This window comes from Francisella sp. SYW-9, from assembly GCF_008711465.1.
Classification (GTDB): domain Bacteria; phylum Pseudomonadota; class Gammaproteobacteria; order Francisellales; family Francisellaceae; genus Francisella.
Window position 1 is genome coordinate 70,261 of sequence record NZ_VXKQ01000008.1, and the last position, 22,028, is coordinate 92,288.

The following is a 22,028-nucleotide window of genomic DNA, read 5'->3' on the forward strand; positions in this document are numbered from 1 at the left end:
TTCTCAAAATTTTTATCTATTCAAATATGATAATAAAACTAAAAAGAATCTATCTAGAACCTATACAAGAGAAACATGCTCTTAAAATGAATAGCGCAATAAATGAATCATATTTTGAGTTAAAAGAATGGTTATACTGGTTAGACAAAAGACCTACTAAAGCTGAGTCTTTTGAGTTTTGTAGAGAAATATATAAAGATTTTTTAAATCAAAAGTCTATGCAGTTTTCTATTGTAAACAATAAGAGTGATGATTTTATTGGATGTATAGGAGTAAATACTTTTAACTATCAAAACAACCCTAAGCATCTAGAAATTGGTTATTGGATTAGTACTCGATATACTAAAAAAGGCTATATGATGGAAGCTCTTTTAGGCCTTATAGACTATATAAATAAAAATATAGAGTATGTAAATATAATTATAACTACAGATCCTGCTAATACATCAAGCAATAAATTAGCAGAAAAATCTGGTTTTATTCTACTAGAAACAAGAGTAAATGATTTTAAAAAGCCTAATGGTGAATATAGAGATACAAATGTTTATGCTTATAATAAATAAATTACCCATATCCATCGCAGTATTATATTTCATAGAGATCACATCTCGTAATATTATAGTGTTTTTAGCTAATAATACTTAAAATAAGTACTTATAGTGCTAATAAAAAGAATTATAAAGAAAATTATTTTTATTAAATTCATATTCTTATTTGAAACAATATGGCCTCCAAACTTTCCACCTATATAAGCTCCTAAGGCCATCACAATAGCATATGTGTAGTTAATCTTGCTAGTAATAATAAATACTACCAAAGCACTGATATTTCCTAGTAAATTCAGTGGTTTTGTATACATTATTGCTGATTTTATATCTAAATGAAAAAACTTCATTAGCATAATTGTCCAAAGAGACCCTGTTCCTGGACCAAAAAAGCCATTATAAAACCCTATTGATGTCCCCATAACCATAAACTTAGTTTTATCTGGTTTTAGAGTATCACTTTCTGATTTATTCTTTCTCATAAATATCGTCAAGATCATTTGAATTAAAACATAAGTTAGAAGAATAGGTATCAATTTTTCTAGCCACGATACTGAAATAAACAAAAGTATAATAGTTCCTATTACAGAACCTAAAATAACAAATATAAAACATGGTATTACTAATTTATAATTAACGCTTTTCTTTTTAAAGAAATATAATGTTGAAGATGCTTCACCAATAACCGTTTGAAACTTATTTGTCCCAAGAGCAAGCACCGGAGGTAAACCACAAAATAATAAAGCGGGTAACGTTATTAAACCTCCTCCACCTGCTATAGTATCAGTAACCGATGCCATAAACCCTACGACAAATAATATTGGATCAATAATGTGTTGGTAAATCATATTTTATCTATGCTAAAGTTATTAAAATCTAAATATTTTTTAGAATAAAGATTATAAATTAAAAGAAATTTAGCAATTTGTGGATAAAATTACTATTAAATATTTAGCAATTACTGAGCTTAGCTTATTTTATTAATTATTCGTGTATGAACACCTAATTTAAAATAGTAAATGTTATTTATTCTATAAATAGAATAATCAAATATTTGTTGATGGTTTATTATAGATTTTTAACCATAAAATAGCTAAAAAAATAAATGTAGTAATTATTCCATATAAAATATTAACATTAGAAAATTTTACTAATACAATACTACTTTGTGCCACATACTGAGAATACAGACCAGCTATAATTATACCTATAGCATTTCCAAATGTACTAAACATAAAGTACATCCCTGTAACCGAGCCATAATTACTATTATTGGTTGATTTTGTTGTTATTGCAAGTAATGATGGTGATGCTATCGCATACCCAGCCCCTAATACAATAATAAGAAACTCTAAGAATAAAACTGAACCATTTCCATATCCAGAACTTAGAATAATATATGCTACTATCATTAGTATAAGTCCACTTAAAGTAATGCTATAGATAGATATTCTTAAATCTATCAACCTTCCACTAACAAAAGCTAAAATAAATAAACAAATAGTGCAAGAAAGAAATGATAATCCTGCCTTGAATGGAGACAGGTGAAAGTAATTCGATACATAGATTATAAATGAGTACGTGAAACCCATAAAAACAGTTTGGAATAATAATCTACAAATACAACCTATTAATACATTACGATCCTTGAATAAGTTAATTTTGATAATTGGATTATTTTTATACTTTAAATAAACTCCTAATACAAAGCTTAGTACAACAATTGTTATTAAATATAAAAGATGAATATATAATGTTATTGAATTAAATGAACTTAAATAAAAAGATATTGTTAATAATAATAAACAAGTAATCAATACCCCTAAATAATCGACTTCCTTTTTTGAATTATTTTCTGAAGTAAAATTTGATTTATAAAAAAAATGAAAACCGCATATTACTAACATAGCTACAGCAGTTATTATAAATATTCCTCTCCAACCAAATAGATCCGTAAAATAGCCACTTACTACAGGCCCTGAGGCTATTGCTAACCCAACAGATGCTGTAAATAGTCCTATTAACTTACCTTTAGGATATATATCTGTTTGTTTTAAAATCAATGATGCCGCGTTAGGCCAAACAAGAGCCCCTCCAACACCCTGTAAAATTCTCATTATTATTAACATAGTAAGGCCATTTGAAAAAGCACAACCAAGTGTAGAAAGTAAAAAAACATATATACCTATAAGATATATATTCTTACTATGATATATATCTCCAAGCCTACCAGCGATAATTACAGTCGATGAAAAAAATACCATATATATACTGCCAATCCATTGAGCACTACTTATAGATATATCTAAATATCTAGATATATTATTAAGCAATACTGCGACAGCATTTATTTCCAAATTAACAAAGAAAATAGCCGCTAAAAAAACATATATTAGAACTTTATTTTGAGATATTTCCATCCTTTTATATCTCGATTAGATGACATATATTATTGTAATAGCATTTTTTATATTTATCATAATCACCAACATTTACTGTTTTCATAAACCACCTTTGTTTTGCATATCTGGGTTCTTATAGATAATATTGTCTTAGAATGATCTATCATCAAGAAATTTAACAGCAGTTATTCATCTATTATTGGGTTATATGAGTTTCTTTATCTATCAAGTATTGTATATTTGAATTTCTAGTTACTGATTTTTTTATAACTTTATTGAATATCTTTGATTGGCTAATTATATCTAGTTTATTTTTAGTCCTAGTTATAGCTGTATATATAAGCTGCTTTGTTAAAGCTTCATTATCATTATCAGGTAATATAATAGCTACCTCTTCAAACTCTGAACCTTGAGTTTTGTGAATTGTCATTACATATACTGTTTCATAATTAGGAAGCATATTCAAAGAAAATACTCTATCATCTTTACCATCAAAATACGCCCGAAGCTTACCGCTAGAGTCTGGCCAAATAATACCAATATCACCATTAAACAAACCTAATGAATAGCTATTTTGCGTTATCATAATAGGCCTAGCTTTATAGTTAGAATCTATTGTTTTACCCAATAACTTCTCAATCTTCTGATTTAGCTTATCTGTACCAATATCTAAATTTTTATTTGCTACTAATATTCTAAATTTACTTAGCAGTTCCAAAGCTTCTTTATAGCTACTACATTTTTCTAAAGCTTTATATTTATCTGTATAGTTTCTAAGCAGTTTTTCACTATCTCTCGAGTCATAAAAACTAATATTCTCACTTCCATGATCCACTGGTGATACTTCACCTATCAATACACTATTTGCAAGATTATTTATATTTTGCTGTGAACGATAATTCTTTAAAAGCTTAGTCGTATAGTTTGGTATATTTCCAGTTATATCAACAGTTAAGCTTGCTAAAAGGCTTCCTACTTCTACTGATGGTAATTGATTAATATCTCCTAACAATATTAACTTGGTATTTTCACCAACAGCTCGTATAAGTTTGATAAAAATATTTATATCTAACATAGATGCTTCATCTACAATAATCACATCATAAGGAGCTTTTAATTCTTTATGATACTTAATATATTTTGAATTTGGACGCAAGCCTAAAAAGCGATGTATTGTTTGAGCTTCTAAGTTTTGTAGATAGTTAATAAGCTCCTGATCAGGGTTAGGAATGACTGAAAGAGCTAAAATACTAGCCAAAGTTTTCTTTAACGATTCTGTCATTCGCTGTGCCGCTTTACCTGTTGGTGCTAAAAGTGCTATCTTCTGCTGTTTATCATTAAACATTTGCATGGCTAATAGTAACTTTGCTACACTAGTTGTTTTACCTGTTCCGGGTCCTCCAGAAATTATGCTAAAGTCATAGTTAAAGCTATTTAAAACAGCTTGTCTTTGATAATCTATCTCTTCAGTAGTTTCAAACAGTCTAGATGCGATCTCATTTAGTTTAGCATTATCACTGCAAGCTATGTTTTTACTAGTTTTTTGCCTAATAAATTCTGCAATTTCTTTCTCATAACACCATAACCTTTTGATATATAAAGAATCAAACTCTTTAGCAAAATAAACAGGGAGTTTTGTATAGTTTATAGAGCCTAAAATATCTATAAGCCCTTTATAACTAGGTAGCTTATACCCTTCTCTAAACTCTTGCTTATCATCTTGTGAAGCAAACAAAGTCTTATCTGCTAAATCTTTTATCTTAATACAGCTATGTCCAAAACTATGTGCTGACATAAGCTTCATTAATAAGTGAAATAAAGTATCTTTAGAGCTATTCTCTAATCGTATATTATGAGAGTTAATCAAAGCTAATACTTCTTTAGCAAAGAAAAAATCTACTGCCTGAATATCTGCCAACCTCTCTTTAGCTTCATGGAAAGTCTTATACATTAGTACCTCCATTTAGTAAATTAGATAATTTACTAATAATTTCAAAAGATGGACTAGCTTGATATATTCCATAACCATTTTTCATACCACGTAAATAGAAATAATATACGCCACCAAAATGCTTCTCGAAATTATAATTTGGAATATTTTGTTTTAGATATTTATTTAACGCAACACTATATATTAGATACTGTAAATCATAAAAACTACTTTGATTTTTCTCCTGCATAGCTTGCTGATTATAGTCTTCCAATTTATCACCAAGATAATTTGATTTATAATCCGCGACGTAAAACTTACCATCATATTCAAAAATCAAATCTATAAAACCATGTAGCATACCAAAAATCTTATAATTACCTAGTTCATCAACCATTATTGAGCTATTACGATATTCTTCTAAGATCTTAATAATATTGTTTTTATAAAGCTTCTCATTAGCAATAGGAAAGTAGAACTCTGCTTCCTTAAGAGTTTTTGAGTTTGGAATATCTTTTAAGCAAAAGCTTTTTATATCCGTATTATGTTGAAATTGATTTGGCATTTCACCGTTATTATCAAACAAGCTATATTGAATATCTTCATTAGAGTTTAACGATTTTGAACTAGATTCTGATATGTCACTATTTTTTATAGGCTTAATCTCTGCAACTAAACATTCTTCTAACCAAGTTTTTAAATTATCAAAATCCTCTGTAGCAACCACTCTATACCTGTCCATTTGCTCTTGTAACAAAGTATGGTCAATTAAACCTGTACTAAAATCAGTATATTCTAAGACATTATGCAATATATTACCTATATCAGCACCTTTTACAGCTGTAAATCTAAACTCTAATTCATCTTGTGATTCTTGAATTTGACTATCTTCCGACTCATCATTTTCTTTTTCTAAAGCTGTATTTTGTGCTTTTGATTTGGATATTTTTGAGAAAGATAACATCTCCCAATTATCATCTTTTAATTTAGCTATTTCATTAGCTTGAAGATGCTGATTAACTTCTGTTTTATTTATATTATCTAACCCTAAAACTTCAAAATTATTTATCTCTAAAAGCAGACTTTGATTATCTGGATTAGCTGTGATTTTTTGTACTTTTTCTAACCAGCTTTCATCTTTTTCATACCCTAAAAACTGTGCTAAAGGACTGTTAAATGAGTCATCACTAGCTACTTTAGCTCCCCCCTTTTTAGACTGATATCTAGCAACGCCAATATAACATCTATGTTCAGCTCGAGTTACCGCGACATAAAATAGTCTCATTATCTCTTGTATAGTTTCTTGCTCAACTAGCTTTTTAGTCACATCACCTTTACCAATCTTATAAACAGTCTGCTCTAAGCTGCTATCATAATATTTATTAGCATTATTTAAGCTAAGTTTTTTAGAACTTATATAGCTTGCAAAAGGTATAAAAACAACTGAATACTCAAGCCCTTTTGAACCATGTATCGTAATTATTTTAATAAGATTATCATCACTTTCTAGTCTAAGCTCTCCCTCTGCTGTCAATGAACTTTTAATCTGCTGACGATACCATTTGATAAGTTGGTTCGGGTGTTTATATTTATTCTCAGCTACTTTTATAAGCTCTGCTAGATGTAATATATTTGTGATAGTCCTTTGTTTTGAACCATCTCTTTGACTAAAGCTTTCATGGATTAGTTGCATTATAAAAGCCATAAAACCACATTTATGCCATTTCATGCGTAGACTTTTAGCTTTTTCTATTTCCTCATCCCATGCTGAGATATCATCATCGTCTGTATATTTTATAAATTTATCAGCACTACCTCCTAAAAGACTAGTTGATAATGCTTTTTTTAATAAAGATTTATTCTCAAGCTCGTTAATACCTTCCATAACAGCTAATATTTCTGTCGATTCTTGGCTATGGTAGACATTATCCCTTTGACTTAGATAAACTGAACTTAATTTTTTATTACTCAAAGCTTGCTGAATTTCTTTAGCTTGGGTACCATTTTCAACTAGTATAGCAATATCATTTTCTGCTACTTTTTTAGAGTTTAATAGTCTGACAATTTCATTTGCTGTCCATGCTGATAAATTTTTATCAATATCATTTTTTTTATCTTCTTCTGATACTTCATAATAGAAATAGTTTATCGGCTTTAAACCATCTCCAAAATCTCTAGCCTTCTCATTTGCTTTTGGTGATGCTTTAACAGTCTGATAACCAATACCTTTGCTAAATATATTTTCCCCAAGTTTACCCTCATCTTTTGGTTTATAATCTTCTTTATAAAAAAGACGATTATAAGCTTTTATCATTTCGCTAGTTGAGCGCCAGTTAGTGTCCATACTCCATTGATTTTCTTCTGGACAACTATTCTTAGCTTTCAAATATGTAAAGATATCCCCGCCTCTAAAACCATAAATTGCCTGCTTAGGATCGCCAATCATAAGAAGTAATAACTCATTCATTCCCCTTTGGGACGAAGGGGTGGCAGTCGTAGACTGACGGGGTAGTTTACTATCTTGAGGATAAATAGTATCTAATATTTCATACTGCTCAGCATCCGTATCTTGAAACTCGTCAATAAGAGCTACAGGATACTGTGCTTGTAAGGTTTTTACTAAATCTGGAGAACTCTTAACACTTTGACAAAGCTTGGTAATTAAATCATTAAAATCTAAAACTCCTTTTTGCGCTTTAGCATTTGCAAAATCTTGGCGAATCTTTAGACATACTTCTTTAATAAATTGAGCTGATTTTTGCTGTCTAATTTCTAGCTGCAATTCTTTTAGTTCTTTAACACTAACAAATACTGGCTTTACTTTAGCCCCTTTAATCTTTTTACCATTTGTAATTATAGATATACCATCTGGAAATGGTGTTTCATCATCTAGTTTTAACCAGTCTAAAATTTTATGATATTCTTCTACTCGCCTTCCCTCTGGCTCCCCTTTACCTAACTTAGATAGAAAGTCATCAACAATATCTTGATTATTACTAAGAATATCTACTTGTTGTTTTTTACGTATATTAAATTCATCTAGACTAATAGGTTTATCAACAACTATTTGATGATTAGACCTAATAACATTTAACAAACCACTTCTATCTAAAAACTTCTCTGGAGTATGTAGTTTATATGCTTTTAGATACTCAAAATTAGTTTTATTTTTATTGATATGTTTCCTAAAAAAATCCTCAACTACTTTTTGCAAGATATCAGAAGTATCAACTTCCATTGAAACATCCATCTCCATACCGCTTGCAAATGCTTGCTCATTCAAGACTTTTTTACAAAAACCATGTATTGTAAATATAGCAGCTTCATCGATCTCAAGTAATGCTCGTTTTAGATGTTTATAATTTTCACTATCAGATTCTTTTTTCTCATCCGTATAGCTAGCTAATACTTTTCTGATCTTAGCTTCAACTCTACCAATAATTTCTTGGGTTGCATCTTTAGTGAATGTCATTACAAGAATATTATTGGGCAATAACTTTTTCTCTAACAAAAGTCGGATATAGAGCTTAGTGATATTAAAAGTCTTACCCGTACCAGCACTAGCCTCGATAATATGGCGATCTTGTAGGGGTATTATTTTTGCATCTAGGTTTTTCATACTCATTAATTTTAGTCTTAAACCTTTTGAGATTATAGAAATTGACTAAAATAATTATAACCTAAGCACCTTTCTTTCCATAATTAGAATCCACTTTTATAAACTTCACACAAATTAATAAAGGTACAACTATGAGAAATATAAAAACAAATGTCCACTCATAGCCAACTAGTTCTTGGATATAACCACTAACAGCACGTATTGGAATCTGTACTAAAGTTATAAACCCTGAAAAAAATGCAAAGTGAGATGTTTTATAACTGCTATTTCTTATTAGATACATCATAAAAATGGCATACGCACATACAGCAAATGTAAAGCAAAACTTTTCAATTATAATAAATATTAATACTATGCTGTAACTCATATTTGGATCATGTGCAAGTATTATAAATAAACCATGAGGAACATTCATAATCAACACCATAGGTGCTAACCAAAATTTCAACCCCTTTTTATATATAAGATAGCCTCCTAATAATCCAGCAATAATAGTAAAAGGCACCACAACGGTACCATAGGCAAACCCAACTGATGCGTTACTCAGACCCATACCACCATGAGCATGAGTATCTATAAGAAAAAGCGGAAATATTGCTGAAACTAATAGCTCTCCAAGCTTATATAACACGATAAATGCTAGACCTATCCAGATTCCCTCAAGCTGGAAAAATGTTTTATAAATTTGACATATCCGTTCAATTACACCTTCTCTTGGAGTTAGAGAATCAGTATTTTGCTTTTTATAACTATTAGGTCTCTCTGGTAATACAAAAAAGTGATATATAGCAAGACATAGTGTCACTATAGCAGCTATAGCTAATGATATTTGCCATGCAATAAAATAATTATGTGTATAACTAAAAACAATACCTGATAATATAACCAAGAATCCTTGTGAAAAAAATTTCCCTAAGACAACAAATACAGACTGAAAGCCTAAGAAAAAAGATTGCCTCTCTGTCGGAAGATTTGAGACATAGTTACCTTCAACAGACATATCATGAGTATTACTATTAATAGAAAGTAGAAAAAATAATGCTATAGTTATTGAGAAAAAATATGAACTACTAAGTGCTAGAATTATTAATAAAATAAATAAAGCTAATAATAGCTCTGTCATATATATCCACCACCTATTTGATTTATAGATATCTAAAAAGACAGCTAAAAATGGCATTACTAATGATGGAAATAGAAACAAACTTGTATATGATGTAATCACTGCATTACCTACACCTAAATTCTTAAGCATAATACTAGATACTACGAATATAAGAATATAAGGAAATCCTTCCATAAAGTATGTAGTTGGAACCCAGAACATACCTGATTTTTCGTATTTATTTAAATACATAGAGCCTCTTGACCTTACGTCAACATTGTTCACGCGTACATAGTATTATTATACTAAGGATAAATGTTTGCAAACTATCTCTAGCACTTAGACAAATATATGTTTATAAATGAGTAAATATTCATTTATGAAAACTTGTAGTTATATAGGGAAAATAATTAAAGCAGTAGATTAGGTGTCAAATTACTTAACAAGTCGGTAAACTTCTAAGATTTAAAAAGAATTAATCCAAAATCTGCTCCAAAGCAGCCAAAGCTCTTTCTCTAATAGCCCAGCCTGTACCAGCTTCAACATAATTATCATTAGGATTTATTCTAATTAGCTTGGTATTATCACCATGTATTGCCAAAGTCCATTCATTATTCATACGTACTGTTGGAATTGTTGTGCCACAGCCTATTTCTATGATTGCTAGCTTTTGGTTTTTCGCCATAACAGAATCATGTAGCCATTTTTTATATTTCCCTTTTTGTTTGTCAGTATGATTAGCAACCCAATAGAAATCATCAAACATTAATATATTTGGTCTAGCTATACCACCACAATTATTACATTTAGGAAACCTATCAACTGTCATTTGCTCTTGATTGACATATATAATTTCACGGTTATTCCATATCTCATCATTACAGTTCATAGCACATTGTAAATGATGGATGCTACCGTGTATCTCATATATTTTATTATCATCATAACCAGCTTTTTGAAAGTGTCCATCAACATTTGAAGTATATACAAAATAGTTATTATTCTTGCTTTTGACTAAATCTAATAGCATCTTAAAACCTACATGAGGTTGAGTTTTACGATACATCTCCAATCTATGCCCATAAAATGCCCATGCTATATCAAGATTTGAGAAAAATTGTTGGACACTTGCAGCTTCCATAAAATCTATATCTAACTTCTCAAATAATGGATATTCTTTCCAAAAACCATTCTTACCTCTAAAATCAGGTAAACCACTATCTACACTCATACCAGAGCCAGTTACTATAAGTACAGCATCAGCTTCTTGGATATAGTCTTTTATTTGGTTTAAATTTTCTATCATTATTTCACCTGTATACTATTACTATGTGCATGAAGCTTTATATCATAGCCAAAGCTCTCAATACGCAATATATTCATCAAATCCAAATCTGTATGGTCATACAAAGCATGAAAAACATAACAATGATTAAGACAGTCAAACTCTCTAATAGTGCAATGATCTTTTTCATTAAGCTCTATACCAAATGGATGAATCTTAAGATTTCTACGAGCGACTTGCATATTTGACTCTAAAGTAACTAGGATATTATCAGCATCTTCACGATACAAAGGGTCTAGCTCTCCAACATGACCTTTAATCAAAACTGAGACTTCTAGATCAGTATCCCATAAAAAAATATCCCCTCGCATATACATCTTGGCAAGCTTCATATACTCTTTTGTAACTTCTACAGTAACTTTTTCGAGTTTCTCATTTATATCCCTAAAACCACTTATAAACTTAGTAGCTAGCTCTTGATCGCTCAAAGGTTTATTTAGAAGCAAAAGAGGCATTGGCTCTACACCACAGTCATAATCATATTTATAACCATCTTCATAAAGCATATGCTTTCTTTCGATCTTTTTAGATTTTTCGTGCCAGTATTTTTCTACCATCATATATCCTCCCAAAACTCTGCTGTGTCTCGTTCTGTATATTTGCCTTACCATATGACAATATACAAAGCCGTACATTGCCATCTAGTCGCTCGCCAGTATAGTTAAAATACCCATCTATCTTTTGTATCATTTCGATAGAGTCATCATTAGGTATATCAATATAAATATCACCACAATATCCTGCTAAGATACGACTATCTTTAAAAAATGGACCGCAAATTTCATGAGGAATATTATTTGTCTTCTAGCCATTTCTTTGTTTCTTGCCATGGTTTGTAACTTTCATAATGCTCAAAAGATTTCAAATGATTGGATTTAACCTATATAAATAAGACATCTCTTTGCTTTTCTCTAGCTATTTGATCGATGGTTTTTATTGCTCTCATTTTTTCTCCTGATCCTGTCCATACATCATGCCCATTACATTTTTCAAAAGAAGCATTCCAATCATTACAGCAAGGCCTTTTTTGAAAAATCCAGATTGAGGATTTTGTACTGTATGTACGCACCAACCAACTATTGAAAAATATAAAACTACCAAAGCTAAGATTATAAAAACACATATTGCTATTAGTATATACGGATGAGCATCAAAAAGACTTGTCAGATTTTGCATAATATCTCCTTATAACTTTATTAGTACAAATTAATTATAAAGAACAAAAATGACAGCTTTATGTCGTTGATTTAAACTTCTAGAAAAATTAATTTAGCTATCCCAAGTAACTTTTGAAACCATTTTTGTCATCCTATAGCTTGACCATAGGATCTAGCTGTCATGAGCTCAAAACTTAGATTCTACGATCAAGTCGTAGAATGACTTATTTCTTTTGAGTTAACTATACTTAAGCTATTTGATCAAGTACTACTTTTAAGGGTAGTAGGCTATATTTTAAAACTTACTCAAATACCTTTCAGATACTCTTCTAGCATATTTTTTAGAGAAATATTTAAAGACTGTGGCTCTATAACTTTGATATCAGGAAGCCATCTTTTTATAACTGGTAAAATCTCCATTTCATGACTAACTGTTACAGATATTACTAAACCATTTTCATCTTGTTTGATAATCTTTTGCGTTGGTGAGCATGGTTTTCTAATCAAATATCTAGCTATCTCTTGAGAGACTTCTAACTTCACTTCAAATGGTTCATTGCTCTCTTGAAACCACACATTTGTTGATTCTGTAAGCATCTTATTGATATTTCTAGTTATCTTAAAAGTTTTATCTGTGATAAAAATATTACCAATACCTTTTAGATAGTACTTTTTGACGATCTCATTATGTACAGCCATTAGATACCAAAAGCCATCATAGTTAATAATTTTCAAAGGCCAAGCTTTGACTATATAGGTTACTTTATTTGAACTATACTCAAACTCTATCCAAAGTTGCTGACTAATAGCCGATTCTAATTGTTTAAGCTCAGCTAAGTTTGCTGATACATCTTCTATATGTAGCTTTGCATAGATTGTGTTATCTTGCTCATTTGTGATTTTAGCTAGTAACTTCTTAGTACGGCTATAAAACTGCTCACCAACACTCTCAGCAAATTTATCAAGGATTTTAAGCACAAGAGAGTCTTCCGTATTTAAGTTCTTCTCAAGTGTATAGCCTTTGATAAAGTACCATTTGCCTTTATCCTTATAGATTGGGAACATTGCTAGTCTTTCGCTAAAATCTCTTTGGATAGTTCGCACCGAGACATTAAACTCTTTAGCAATATCTTTACTAGCTACTCCCTGCCCTGTGTTTAGGATGTTTAAGATACTTACTAGTCTTGTTAGGGTTTTGTCGTAGTCGTGTTTATACAGCATTTTGGAGTTCCTATTTACCCACTTAATTGTAGATCTTTTCTATTTCTTGCTTCTTATCAACTATCTTTTGAATATCTACCTTCACTCTTCTTATAAGATCATTGTTACTTATTCCATCTATTTTAAAATATTTATATTTAAACACTGAGTTTTTCCCTTTAAATTGATTATAAAGCTTACATTTCTTAGATGATTTATTAGGATAGATTTTACCCTCATCAATATCATCACCAAAGCTAAACCATAGATTGTCTTTAGATATTGATTTTAATAAGTTACAAATATCTTTTTTAGAACTATCAAAAAGCTCTACAAAATGACGATACTGATTACCTTGAATTTGTATACCAATAAAAAAATTATCATTAACTCTATACTTTATATCCACTAAACCACTGCTGTTAGTAAAACCATGATATATAGATATATTTTTATGATTGTTCGGCTTACTCGTATACTCAACTTTACTTTTTAACTTATCAAGCTTATATAGTTCATCATATATAGCACAAGCAAAACTCTCATATAAACCTTTTAAGAAAATATCATGCATTTTAATCTCTCTTAGAGACTCTAAGTATTTATAACACTCTTCTTTTTTTATCATATAAGTTAGATATTTGGATTACATCTATGTTGATTTTATCAATTAAATTATTTTTGATATCTGTTACAAATTTTACATAATCATCTATCAAAGACTTATGATATTCATTTTTAAACTCTAAACTTTGAAAAGCCTCTAATAAATTTTTGTATGATAATCTTATCCAACCAATATCTTTTAATTCCTTATCCGATATTTTACTCTCTTTTAGAGAGAGTAATACTAGCTTTTTATTTGCTACTTTTTTGAATTTATCAGTATATTTTTGTAGCTGCTCAATACTAGCAATACTTTTAACTTTATTCTCAATAAGAACAAGAGTATCACCAAGCTTAAAAGATATATCTATATTTTGTTTTTCTCTTTGGATTTTTTCTATTTTATTACTATTTGATAACTCTAATTTTTCTGAGAAAAACTTACCCAACTGCTCAAAATAAGTTTCTAATACCCATGCTATAAAGTTACTATGAAAAAGTTCTTTTGAACTTAACGACATATTGAATATTGGTGATTTTTTTAAATCCTTTATCCAATTGCTTTCTATATTTCCCATAACTTTTCAATCTCCTTTTAAACACCTACAAACCATAATACACCACAACCATGACAATACCATGTCGTAAAATCTTCTTTACTCTTCTTAAAACACAATTAAACCTTTTGAGAATTTTATTGTTCTAGTTAGTCATTGAGCAAAGATTTTATAGTTGTGTTTTAGATGTTTTTGTAAGATTTAAATTATAGTAGTATAGATCTGATATATGATGGACTTATGTCACAACTCAACTAACTAGTCCGTATCTTAAAAATTCGACTAATAAAGATAAAAAATAATGCTATTGCAGTACCACTGAAAGTCTCAATCAAACGTAATCCAGTATTCACAAAAGGTGAATAATTAGGTTGATATAATCCTAATGCAACTATCACTCCAGCATTAGCACTACTCATTTTCACAGCATTTTCAAGACCAATACTTGCTGTAATAAAAACACTAATAGCGACAGCTAAGATCATAATCCAATAATAATAGCCAAAAATAAATGTAAAAATAAAGGCTGTAACTCCTCCAATGATCGATCCTACAAATATTTGAAAAGCTGCAGAATACGAATCTTCAACACTTAGTTGTAATATTGTAGAAACGGTAATCAAACACCAGAAACCTCCGATAATTGACTGTCCTTTATGTAATAAATCAGAGACATAAAAACCAAATAAGAAACATAAACAAGCAGCTATAGCAATCTCAAAGCTTATGTATATATTTTTATATGTCTGTGGTACTTTGTAATATCTATTTAAAATTTTCATTTATAACCTTAAAAAAATCTCGATAAATTTCTTCGCCTTCAAAATCCTCAACTTTTGGGAACTTTGTATAGAAAAGTTTAAAATATCTATCATCTTCTAAAGCACTAAAACTATACTCCGAAGATTTTATAACACCTTGCCATGCATTTAATCTATCACTATTATTTTCATGATTATAAATAGCTTCTGCCAAAGCTAAATGTACTAATTTAACTTCAGATACTATTTGCTCAGCCTTTCTTATATAGTGCTCAAGCACTTGCTTAGATGTTGCATACTGAATATTCTCAAACCTAAATTCTTCAACCTTATTATCCTTTAATCCATAATATACAGCTGAAATATCTCTTTGCTCAATATGCGACACCATTAGTGCTGTTAAATATAGCTCGAATTTTTTTGTTATACTCAAACGAGAAGTAGTAGATAACAAAACATAATTATCTTTAATATAACAACTTATTTCTAGCTCATATCCAGCGATATCTTGAAAAAATGTGCGTTGTTGATAGCTTTCTAAACCTATCTCTTGTATTAGAGCTTTTATACTTTCAACTTCAGAATCTAACTCTATATCTGTAAGTAATGATTCTGGAAATTTACCACTTAATTTTGCTGTTTTAATTGTTAAACTATTATCTCTATTATCTTTCAAAACATCAAATAACTCTTGCTTTAAGCTATACTTCTCAAGACTATCAATATCAAATGGCTCACTATCTTCTAACTCTTCAAAATTATCTTCAAGATATAAATCTAAACTATAGTTTGTGTATGCTTTTAAAGGATTTTCAAAAATCTTAGCTAATTTAGATATTGTGAGGCTTTGAGGTAATTTGGTATTTATATTAATACTATTGTCATTCTCACGCAGGTGGGAATCTCTTAAATTTATCCCATCACTACTGAGATACTCTCGGTCACTGAGCGGAGTCGAATGTGCGCGGGTATGACTATGCTCTTTATTGATGGATTCCGTGGTCAATCCTGACAGAATGACAGAATTATTAGCACTCCCCTTCGCTTCGTGAAGGGATGGATTGCGTAAGCAAGACGGGGTAGTTTTTTTAAAATCATAAAAAGGCTTAGGTTCCGCCTGTAACAAATTAAGCCACGCATTATCATAGCTTCTATATTCTTCGGAATAGCATTTTGGACTAAAAGCATGTAATGGATACTCTTTTATATCACTAACTATATTCTTCCTTTCAGGTTTATGTTTCTGCTTCTCTTTAATTTCGTCCTCAAATGTATACCAATTATAATTTGCTCTCAAATAGCTAATTAATTCTTTAAGAACTAAGCTAGGCTGTTGCTCAACATTAGTCTTAACACTTCTACCTAGATAGCTAAAATATAAGTAATCTCGAGCTGATAGTATTGCTTCTAAAAATAAGTACCTATCATCATCTCGCTTCGTTCTATCACAGGCTCTTCTACCTAACCTTGCCATTAAATCAAAACTAATAGCTGACTCTTGACGTGGAAATTTACCATTATTTAAGCCAAGCATCGCTACAACTTTAAATGGAATACTCCGCATGGGTGTCATTGAGCAAAAAGTAACTTTACCATTAAGAAAGTGGTTATTAATAATCGGCTCAGATAACTGTGAGATTAAACAATATCTAATTGTATATAAATCAATAAGTATATCAGCAGATATTTCTTTAGCAGTCTCAATTGTCCTAGCTATAATATCTTTTATTTTTTTAGCAATATATTGTTCTTCTTGTGTAATGTCAAAAACATTATCAAACATCTCTAAAAGATAACTATGCCAATCCTCAAGGCTCCTAGTTTCAAGTAGTTCCTCAGAGTGTGCTGCTAAAAGCTCTAATAACTCATATAACCCTCCTAATTCAGCTACTTCACTACCCTCGATAATAGGTACAGTCATCAGCTGATCCAACTCCTGAAAATCCATATCAATTCCCCTTTGGCACGAAGGGGTGGCAGTCGCAGACTGACGGGGTAGTTTTAAATCAACAACATAATTATCATCACTATAGCTAAACCCAAGCATTAATCTCTTTAGCCCCCAGCTCCATGAGAATGTCTCCCCATCATTACTATGATGGATACACGCCTCTTTTAGCCAATAGCGTATAGTTTCTAATTGCTCATTTGAGATTTTAAATTTATGCTGTATTGCTGGAACTGATAAGTAATCTAATATTTTATTAACCTCAAAATCACTCTCTGGCAACTGTAGAAGTTCTATAAAACTAGCAGCTAATGGCTCTGAATCAAGTAGCGTTCTATCTGCTATTGAACACGGTAGCTTTTTATCTTCCGCATATCTAGAGAAAACACTATCAATATATGGTGAATAATCCTCAATATTCGGACACATTACCAAAATATCGCGAGGTTTGATATTAGGATTATCATTTATCATATCCAAAAGTCTATCATGTAGCACTTGTACTTCTCTAAGAGGACTGTGACAAGAGTTAATACTTATTGATATATCTTTTTGATGTGAGTAGTTTTGACAATTAAGTTCAAGTAAATTGCGTTGTAGACTGACTAGTTGACTTTGATTATTATCTTCAAGCTTTGCAAAATTCAAATAATCATTATCAAATTTCTCAAATATTTCTAGCTCATTTTTTTCTTCATTATCTAATAATTCACTAAAAAACTCTTTGCCCTGCTGACCTAAATTTGCTAAAAGTGGCTGGATCTCATAATCATCATTATCTAGCCAAACAGAAACTTTATCTTTCTTTAAATCATACCAATATTCACTACATGGATTAATATACAAAATATTCACATCAATGTGCTTAGCTAATGCAAATATGAAATTAAGATTTTTCTTTGAAATACTATTTATACCAAAAATATAGATACTATTAGGAACATTTATATTTTTCAAACTTTCTTTGCTTAATAACTCTAATGCTTGAGCTTGTATTTTATATGGAGTTGCTGGAACTTCTTCAACTAGTCTTTGCCAAAGTTGCATTTGCCAAAGCTCATCGACTTCTTCTTTAGTAGGATTTATAAATTTGTTTTGTTCCCAAACTTCTAACCAATCAGTACGATAAGCTAGATATTTTGAAAAAACTTCAGCTATTTTTGCTGATAATTGATATTTTTTTAGATCACTATTTTTATAATATTCTTTAAGCTTATCATTATCAATATCATCTAAATGTTTAAAAACTCGCCAAGCTAATATATCTTTTGTATAAGCTTTTTTATATTCATGATTTTTCGTTAACTCATAGCAAATATCTAAAATATAACCATTAATCATGTCGTACTTGAGATTCATAGCAATATCGCGTGTTTCTGCTAACTGCATACTCAGCCAATGTTGCATACCACGGCTACCAACTATTAATTGTGTTGGTGTAAATAAATCTTTTTTCTCAAGATCTAAGAGCTTAGATAAAACTCTAACCAAATACTCTAGCTTATTTGATGGATAGGTATATAGTGACATTTTTCTTAGATAAGAATACTTGTAGATAATATTTTAACAAATAAATCTAGACTATAGTTTAGTTATTTTTTGGAAAATCTTTTATTGCTGATAAAAACTAACTCCTTTATTTATTTGACAGTTTATACTGTAACCTTTGTCCATTGCTGAAAAATCACTAGCATTAAGAGTTTTTGTATTAATTGCTAAATTTCCTTTAGAATCAAGCTTATATGATACACTCTCATAAGTAGGTTTACCTTTGTAACGAGGATTGTTTACTGTAAAATGTAGATCTGAAAAACTTATATTCTTAGAAGACTCATACATTACTGCATCAGGAGAAAAAGAAGCTTTTAGATCCATCTTTTTCATATCCATTACTTTTGAAGAACAATTTTTAAAATCAATTGCAACAGTAAATCTATTTCCTTGATTTAATGATTTCTCAATGTCTTTAAAGCTATTAAGCTTCGTAGATGCAAACACAAAAACTGGCAATAAGCTAAGAACTACTAAAACCTTTTTCATAAGCTACAATTAATTATCAATTGGTATAATATCAGTATCACCTTTTAATTCATCATTAGTCAATATATTAACAGCACTAACTGAATTACACTCAAAAAGAATCCGCTGAAGATTTTTCCCATGATCTCTTAAATGTCTTTGGAATATTACCTTCAACTAAGCAGTTTTCAGAAATAAAATCATATAAATCAATATATGACTTAACTTCGTTTACAGATATACGTTTTTTCAGATTTTCAGGTCCAACATCTTTAGCAGAAGTTAAGCCCATAGCTCCTATAATTTCAGCACATGATCTAATAGTTGCTTTATGGAAATTATAAACACGATGCTTTTTATCATCTACAACTAGGGCTTTCTCTAAACGAGGGTTTTGAGTAGCTACACCAACAGGACAAGTATTGTTGTTACATTGGCGAGACTGAATACATCCAACAGTCAACATCATAGCTCTAGCTGAGTTACAAGTATCAGCGCCCATAGCGAATAGCCTCACCATATCAAATCCCGAAGCAACTTTACTACTCGCTACGATACGAATCTCATCTCTTATTCCACAGCCCACTAAAGCATTATGAACAAAAACCACACTATCCTCTAGAGGCATACCAATATGATTAGCAAACTCTACAGGAGCTGCACCTGTCCCTCCATCTGCACCATCAACAGTTATAAAGTCTGGTTTTATACCAGTCTCTAGCATTGCTTTACATATAGCTAGAAACTCAATATGGCTTCCAATACATAACTTAAACCCAACAGGCTTACCACTTGATAAATCTCTTAACTCTTTTATAAAATAACAAAGTTCTTTAGGTGTCGAAAAGGCACTATGTGCAGGGGGAGATAATACATCCTGACCCATAGGTACACCTCTAATCTTAGCAATCTCTGGTGTAATTTTAGCAGCTGGCAAAACCCCTCCATGAGATGGCTTTGCCCCTTGAGATAGCTTAATTTCTATCATTTTTACATTTTCTAAATTAGCCCTCTCAGCAAATTTTTCAGGTGAGAATTTACCATCTTCTGTACGACAACTGAAATACCCTGTACCTACTTGATAAACAAGATCACCTCCTTGTAAGTGATAGTCTGTTAAACCACCCTCACCAGTACTATGACAAAAGCCTCCTAGCTTAGCACCTTTATTTAAAGCCATAATAGCATTTCCAGATAAAGCTCCAAAGCTCATCGAAGAAATATTTAAATGCGATGCCATATATGGCTGCTTACAATCAGGCCCCCCAAATTTAACACGCGTTTCAACTTCGTCTAAATGCTTTGGTGCTAGTGAATGTGTTACCCATTCATACCCTATTTTATAAATATCCTTCTCTGTACCAAAAGCCCCTGTATCATTAACTCCTTTAGCACGACGATAAATAGTAGAACGTTGCTCTCGATTAAAAGGCTTCTCACTTTCATTATCAGCAATAAAATACTGCTGAATTTCCGGACGTAAAAACTCCAAGATATAACGGATGTGTCCAAGTATAGGAAAGTTCCTTAAAATAGAATGACTTTTTTGAGAAAGATCATACACTGCAATTACTACTAAAATTGCTATAAAACCAATACTAAACCATATTGAGGCATGAAATAAAGAAAGAGATAATAAAACTATTATTACGAAAATGCCTAAACCAATATACCATTTTCTACGTTCACTTATATGCATAGGAGATTTTCCACAAAAGCTATTTAAATCTTATAATAATAATGCTCTTCAAAAGTAGATTTTGCAATAAGAGCAGGATAAATATTTAAACTCTATTTAGGTATAATAGTCTCATCTTCTGTAGGTGTTGATTCCACTGATGTAAAATCTGCTGGATAGGAAATATCAATATCATGATTTAAAGCTATTGGATTACTTGAATATACTGACTTTATAGGTGGTGAAGATAGTTTACGTCTAGGAGTAGGTAATGCAGTAGCATAAATATTATAATCATTACCACACTCTACTTCACCCACACTTGCTCTAGTTTGTCCTGAGAAAGCAATATTTCTGTAATCCTGATCCTTTTTGGTATTAACCATATTTAAAACTACTCTATCTGAGTCATTATAAACACTTGGTTTAATCCTTATATATACATTACAAAGGTTCCCATCTGCGAAGACAAATATAGGCAACATTATTATGCTTGATAATAAGAGTGTACATTTAAACAATTTCATTATTTATAATTTCTTATATTGTTTGGTAATAAAATACTATTATCAACAACCTAAAACAAGTGATAAGCTAAAAAGTAGCCTCTGAATTTAAAAGATATATTAATTATCATCTTCTTGACTTAAAGATTTTGCTGTTTCCTGAGGTAGTTTGAATACCATATAACCAGCACCTCCTACTGCAAGCCCAGCTGCGGCAAATGGCGCTACAAAAATATTAACTATATCACTATCTCCAGAGTGATGTTCTCCATTATATAAAATAGCGTTAGTCTTTGTTATTCCTTCAAATACCCCAACAAACGCTCCTATTGGAGCCATTATTAAGGATGCTACACCTATCCCAACACTCTTAATAGGCTTAATAATAATATTACCTAAAGTACTACTATCACTTACTTGAGAGCTTTCAGAAGAACTTGTAGCCTTTACAGAAGCATTAGCTTTATTATCATTAGATAAACCATAGCTAAACAATATAAGAAAAACAAATACATAGCATGCTAACTTTTTAATCATTATTTTTAACCCTTTTAAATAATATTAATTAAAGCCTAACATCTAGTTAATATCAATATTTCAACAATTAAATTATGCAATAATGTTTTTTATATTATTCATGATGGTTTGTT

At 30.5% G+C, this 22,028-nt stretch carries 18 protein-coding genes and 2 pseudogenes; 1 reads left to right on the forward strand and 19 read right to left on the reverse strand.

Translation table 11 applies throughout. The features are described from left to right. Positions 1 to 26 precede the first annotated feature (26 nt). Positions 27 to 563 carry a GNAT family N-acetyltransferase gene (locus tag F3D62_RS03985; RefSeq protein WP_150466958.1) on the forward strand — a complete coding sequence of 179 codons (537 nt, stop codon included), beginning with the start codon at positions 27 to 29 and terminating at the stop codon, positions 561 to 563. Between the two features lie 68 nt (positions 564 to 631). On the opposite strand, the gene F3D62_RS03990 is transcribed toward F3D62_RS03985, so the two are convergent. The 19 genes and pseudogenes from F3D62_RS03990 to F3D62_RS04070 all read right to left on the reverse strand — a co-directional run bounded on the left by F3D62_RS03990 (position 632) and on the right by F3D62_RS04070 (position 21,915). Then, positions 632 to 1,393, reverse strand: a complete 762-nt coding sequence (locus F3D62_RS03990) for a sulfite exporter TauE/SafE family protein (protein WP_150466959.1) — start codon at positions 1,391 to 1,393, stop codon at positions 632 to 634. A 198-nt stretch (positions 1,394 to 1,591) separates the two neighbouring features. After that, complete coding sequence (locus F3D62_RS03995) at positions 1,592 to 2,965, reverse strand: MFS transporter (RefSeq protein ID WP_150466960.1); 1,374 nt, start codon at positions 2,963 to 2,965, stop codon at positions 1,592 to 1,594. Positions 2,966 to 3,143: 178 nt separating this feature from the next. Further along, entirely contained in the window at positions 3,144 to 4,898 is a 1,755-nt protein-coding gene (recD, locus tag F3D62_RS04000; protein WP_150466961.1) for an exodeoxyribonuclease V subunit alpha, read from the reverse strand. Beyond that, positions 4,891 to 5,886, reverse strand: a pseudogene (locus F3D62_RS13235) (exodeoxyribonuclease V subunit beta); the annotation flags it as partial. The pseudogene F3D62_RS13235 and the gene recD, both read right to left, overlap by 8 nt. Before the next feature lie 65 nt (positions 5,887 to 5,951). After that, positions 5,952 to 8,496: pseudogene (locus tag F3D62_RS04005) on the reverse strand (UvrD-helicase domain-containing protein); the annotation flags it as partial. Between the two features lie 61 nt (positions 8,497 to 8,557). Then, positions 8,558 to 9,853: an MFS transporter gene (locus F3D62_RS04010; protein WP_150466962.1), complete on the reverse strand. Its 1,296-nt coding sequence runs from the start codon at positions 9,851 to 9,853 to the stop codon at positions 8,558 to 8,560. Positions 9,854 to 10,076: 223 nt separating this feature from the next. Next, positions 10,077 to 10,907, reverse strand: coding sequence for an SIR2 family NAD-dependent protein deacylase (locus F3D62_RS04015; RefSeq protein WP_150466963.1), 831 nt, complete (start codon positions 10,905 to 10,907; stop codon positions 10,077 to 10,079). Then, positions 10,907 to 11,506: a hypothetical protein gene (locus F3D62_RS04020; protein ID WP_150466964.1), complete on the reverse strand. Its 600-nt coding sequence runs from the start codon at positions 11,504 to 11,506 to the stop codon at positions 10,907 to 10,909. The genes F3D62_RS04015 and F3D62_RS04020 overlap by 1 nt, the downstream gene beginning before the upstream one ends. Next, positions 11,472 to 11,636 (reverse strand): hypothetical protein, encoded by a 165-nt coding sequence (locus F3D62_RS12720; protein ID WP_191092530.1) that lies wholly within the window; start codon positions 11,634 to 11,636, stop codon positions 11,472 to 11,474. The genes F3D62_RS04020 and F3D62_RS12720 overlap by 35 nt, the downstream gene beginning before the upstream one ends. Before the next feature lie 252 nt (positions 11,637 to 11,888). Next, entirely contained in the window at positions 11,889 to 12,122 is a 234-nt protein-coding gene (locus tag F3D62_RS04025) for a hypothetical protein (protein ID WP_150466965.1), read from the reverse strand. Positions 12,123 to 12,409: 287 nt separating this feature from the next. Continuing rightward, positions 12,410 to 13,324 (reverse strand): helix-turn-helix transcriptional regulator, encoded by a 915-nt coding sequence (locus F3D62_RS04030; protein WP_150466966.1) that lies wholly within the window; start codon positions 13,322 to 13,324, stop codon positions 12,410 to 12,412. A gap of 22 nt (positions 13,325 to 13,346) precedes the next feature. Beyond that, positions 13,347 to 13,931: a hypothetical protein gene (locus tag F3D62_RS04035; protein WP_150466967.1), complete on the reverse strand. Its 585-nt coding sequence runs from the start codon at positions 13,929 to 13,931 to the stop codon at positions 13,347 to 13,349. Further along, entirely contained in the window at positions 13,906 to 14,487 is a 582-nt protein-coding gene (locus tag F3D62_RS04040; RefSeq protein WP_150466968.1) for a PD-(D/E)XK nuclease family protein, read from the reverse strand. The genes F3D62_RS04035 and F3D62_RS04040 overlap by 26 nt, the downstream gene beginning before the upstream one ends. Before the next feature lie 233 nt (positions 14,488 to 14,720). After that, positions 14,721 to 15,248 (reverse strand): FUSC family protein, encoded by a 528-nt coding sequence (locus F3D62_RS04045; RefSeq protein ID WP_150466969.1) that lies wholly within the window; start codon positions 15,246 to 15,248, stop codon positions 14,721 to 14,723. After that, the gene (gene recC, locus F3D62_RS04050) at positions 15,232 to 18,705 is read right to left on the reverse strand and encodes an exodeoxyribonuclease V subunit gamma (protein WP_150466970.1); all 3,474 of its coding nucleotides are present in this window, start codon (positions 18,703 to 18,705) and stop codon (positions 15,232 to 15,234) included. The genes F3D62_RS04045 and recC overlap by 17 nt, the downstream gene beginning before the upstream one ends. 81 nt (positions 18,706 to 18,786) lie before the next feature. Continuing rightward, positions 18,787 to 19,215, reverse strand: coding sequence for a VirK family protein (locus tag F3D62_RS04055; protein WP_150466971.1), 429 nt, complete (start codon positions 19,213 to 19,215; stop codon positions 18,787 to 18,789). A gap of 91 nt (positions 19,216 to 19,306) precedes the next feature. After that, positions 19,307 to 20,893 (reverse strand): FMN-binding glutamate synthase family protein, encoded by a 1,587-nt coding sequence (locus F3D62_RS04060; protein ID WP_150466972.1) that lies wholly within the window; start codon positions 20,891 to 20,893, stop codon positions 19,307 to 19,309. Between the two features lie 92 nt (positions 20,894 to 20,985). Then, positions 20,986 to 21,357: a hypothetical protein gene (locus F3D62_RS04065; RefSeq protein WP_150466973.1), complete on the reverse strand. Its 372-nt coding sequence runs from the start codon at positions 21,355 to 21,357 to the stop codon at positions 20,986 to 20,988. A 141-nt stretch (positions 21,358 to 21,498) separates the two neighbouring features. Then, positions 21,499 to 21,915 (reverse strand): hypothetical protein, encoded by a 417-nt coding sequence (locus tag F3D62_RS04070; protein WP_150466974.1) that lies wholly within the window; start codon positions 21,913 to 21,915, stop codon positions 21,499 to 21,501. Between the last annotated feature and the right edge of the window lie 113 nt (positions 21,916 to 22,028).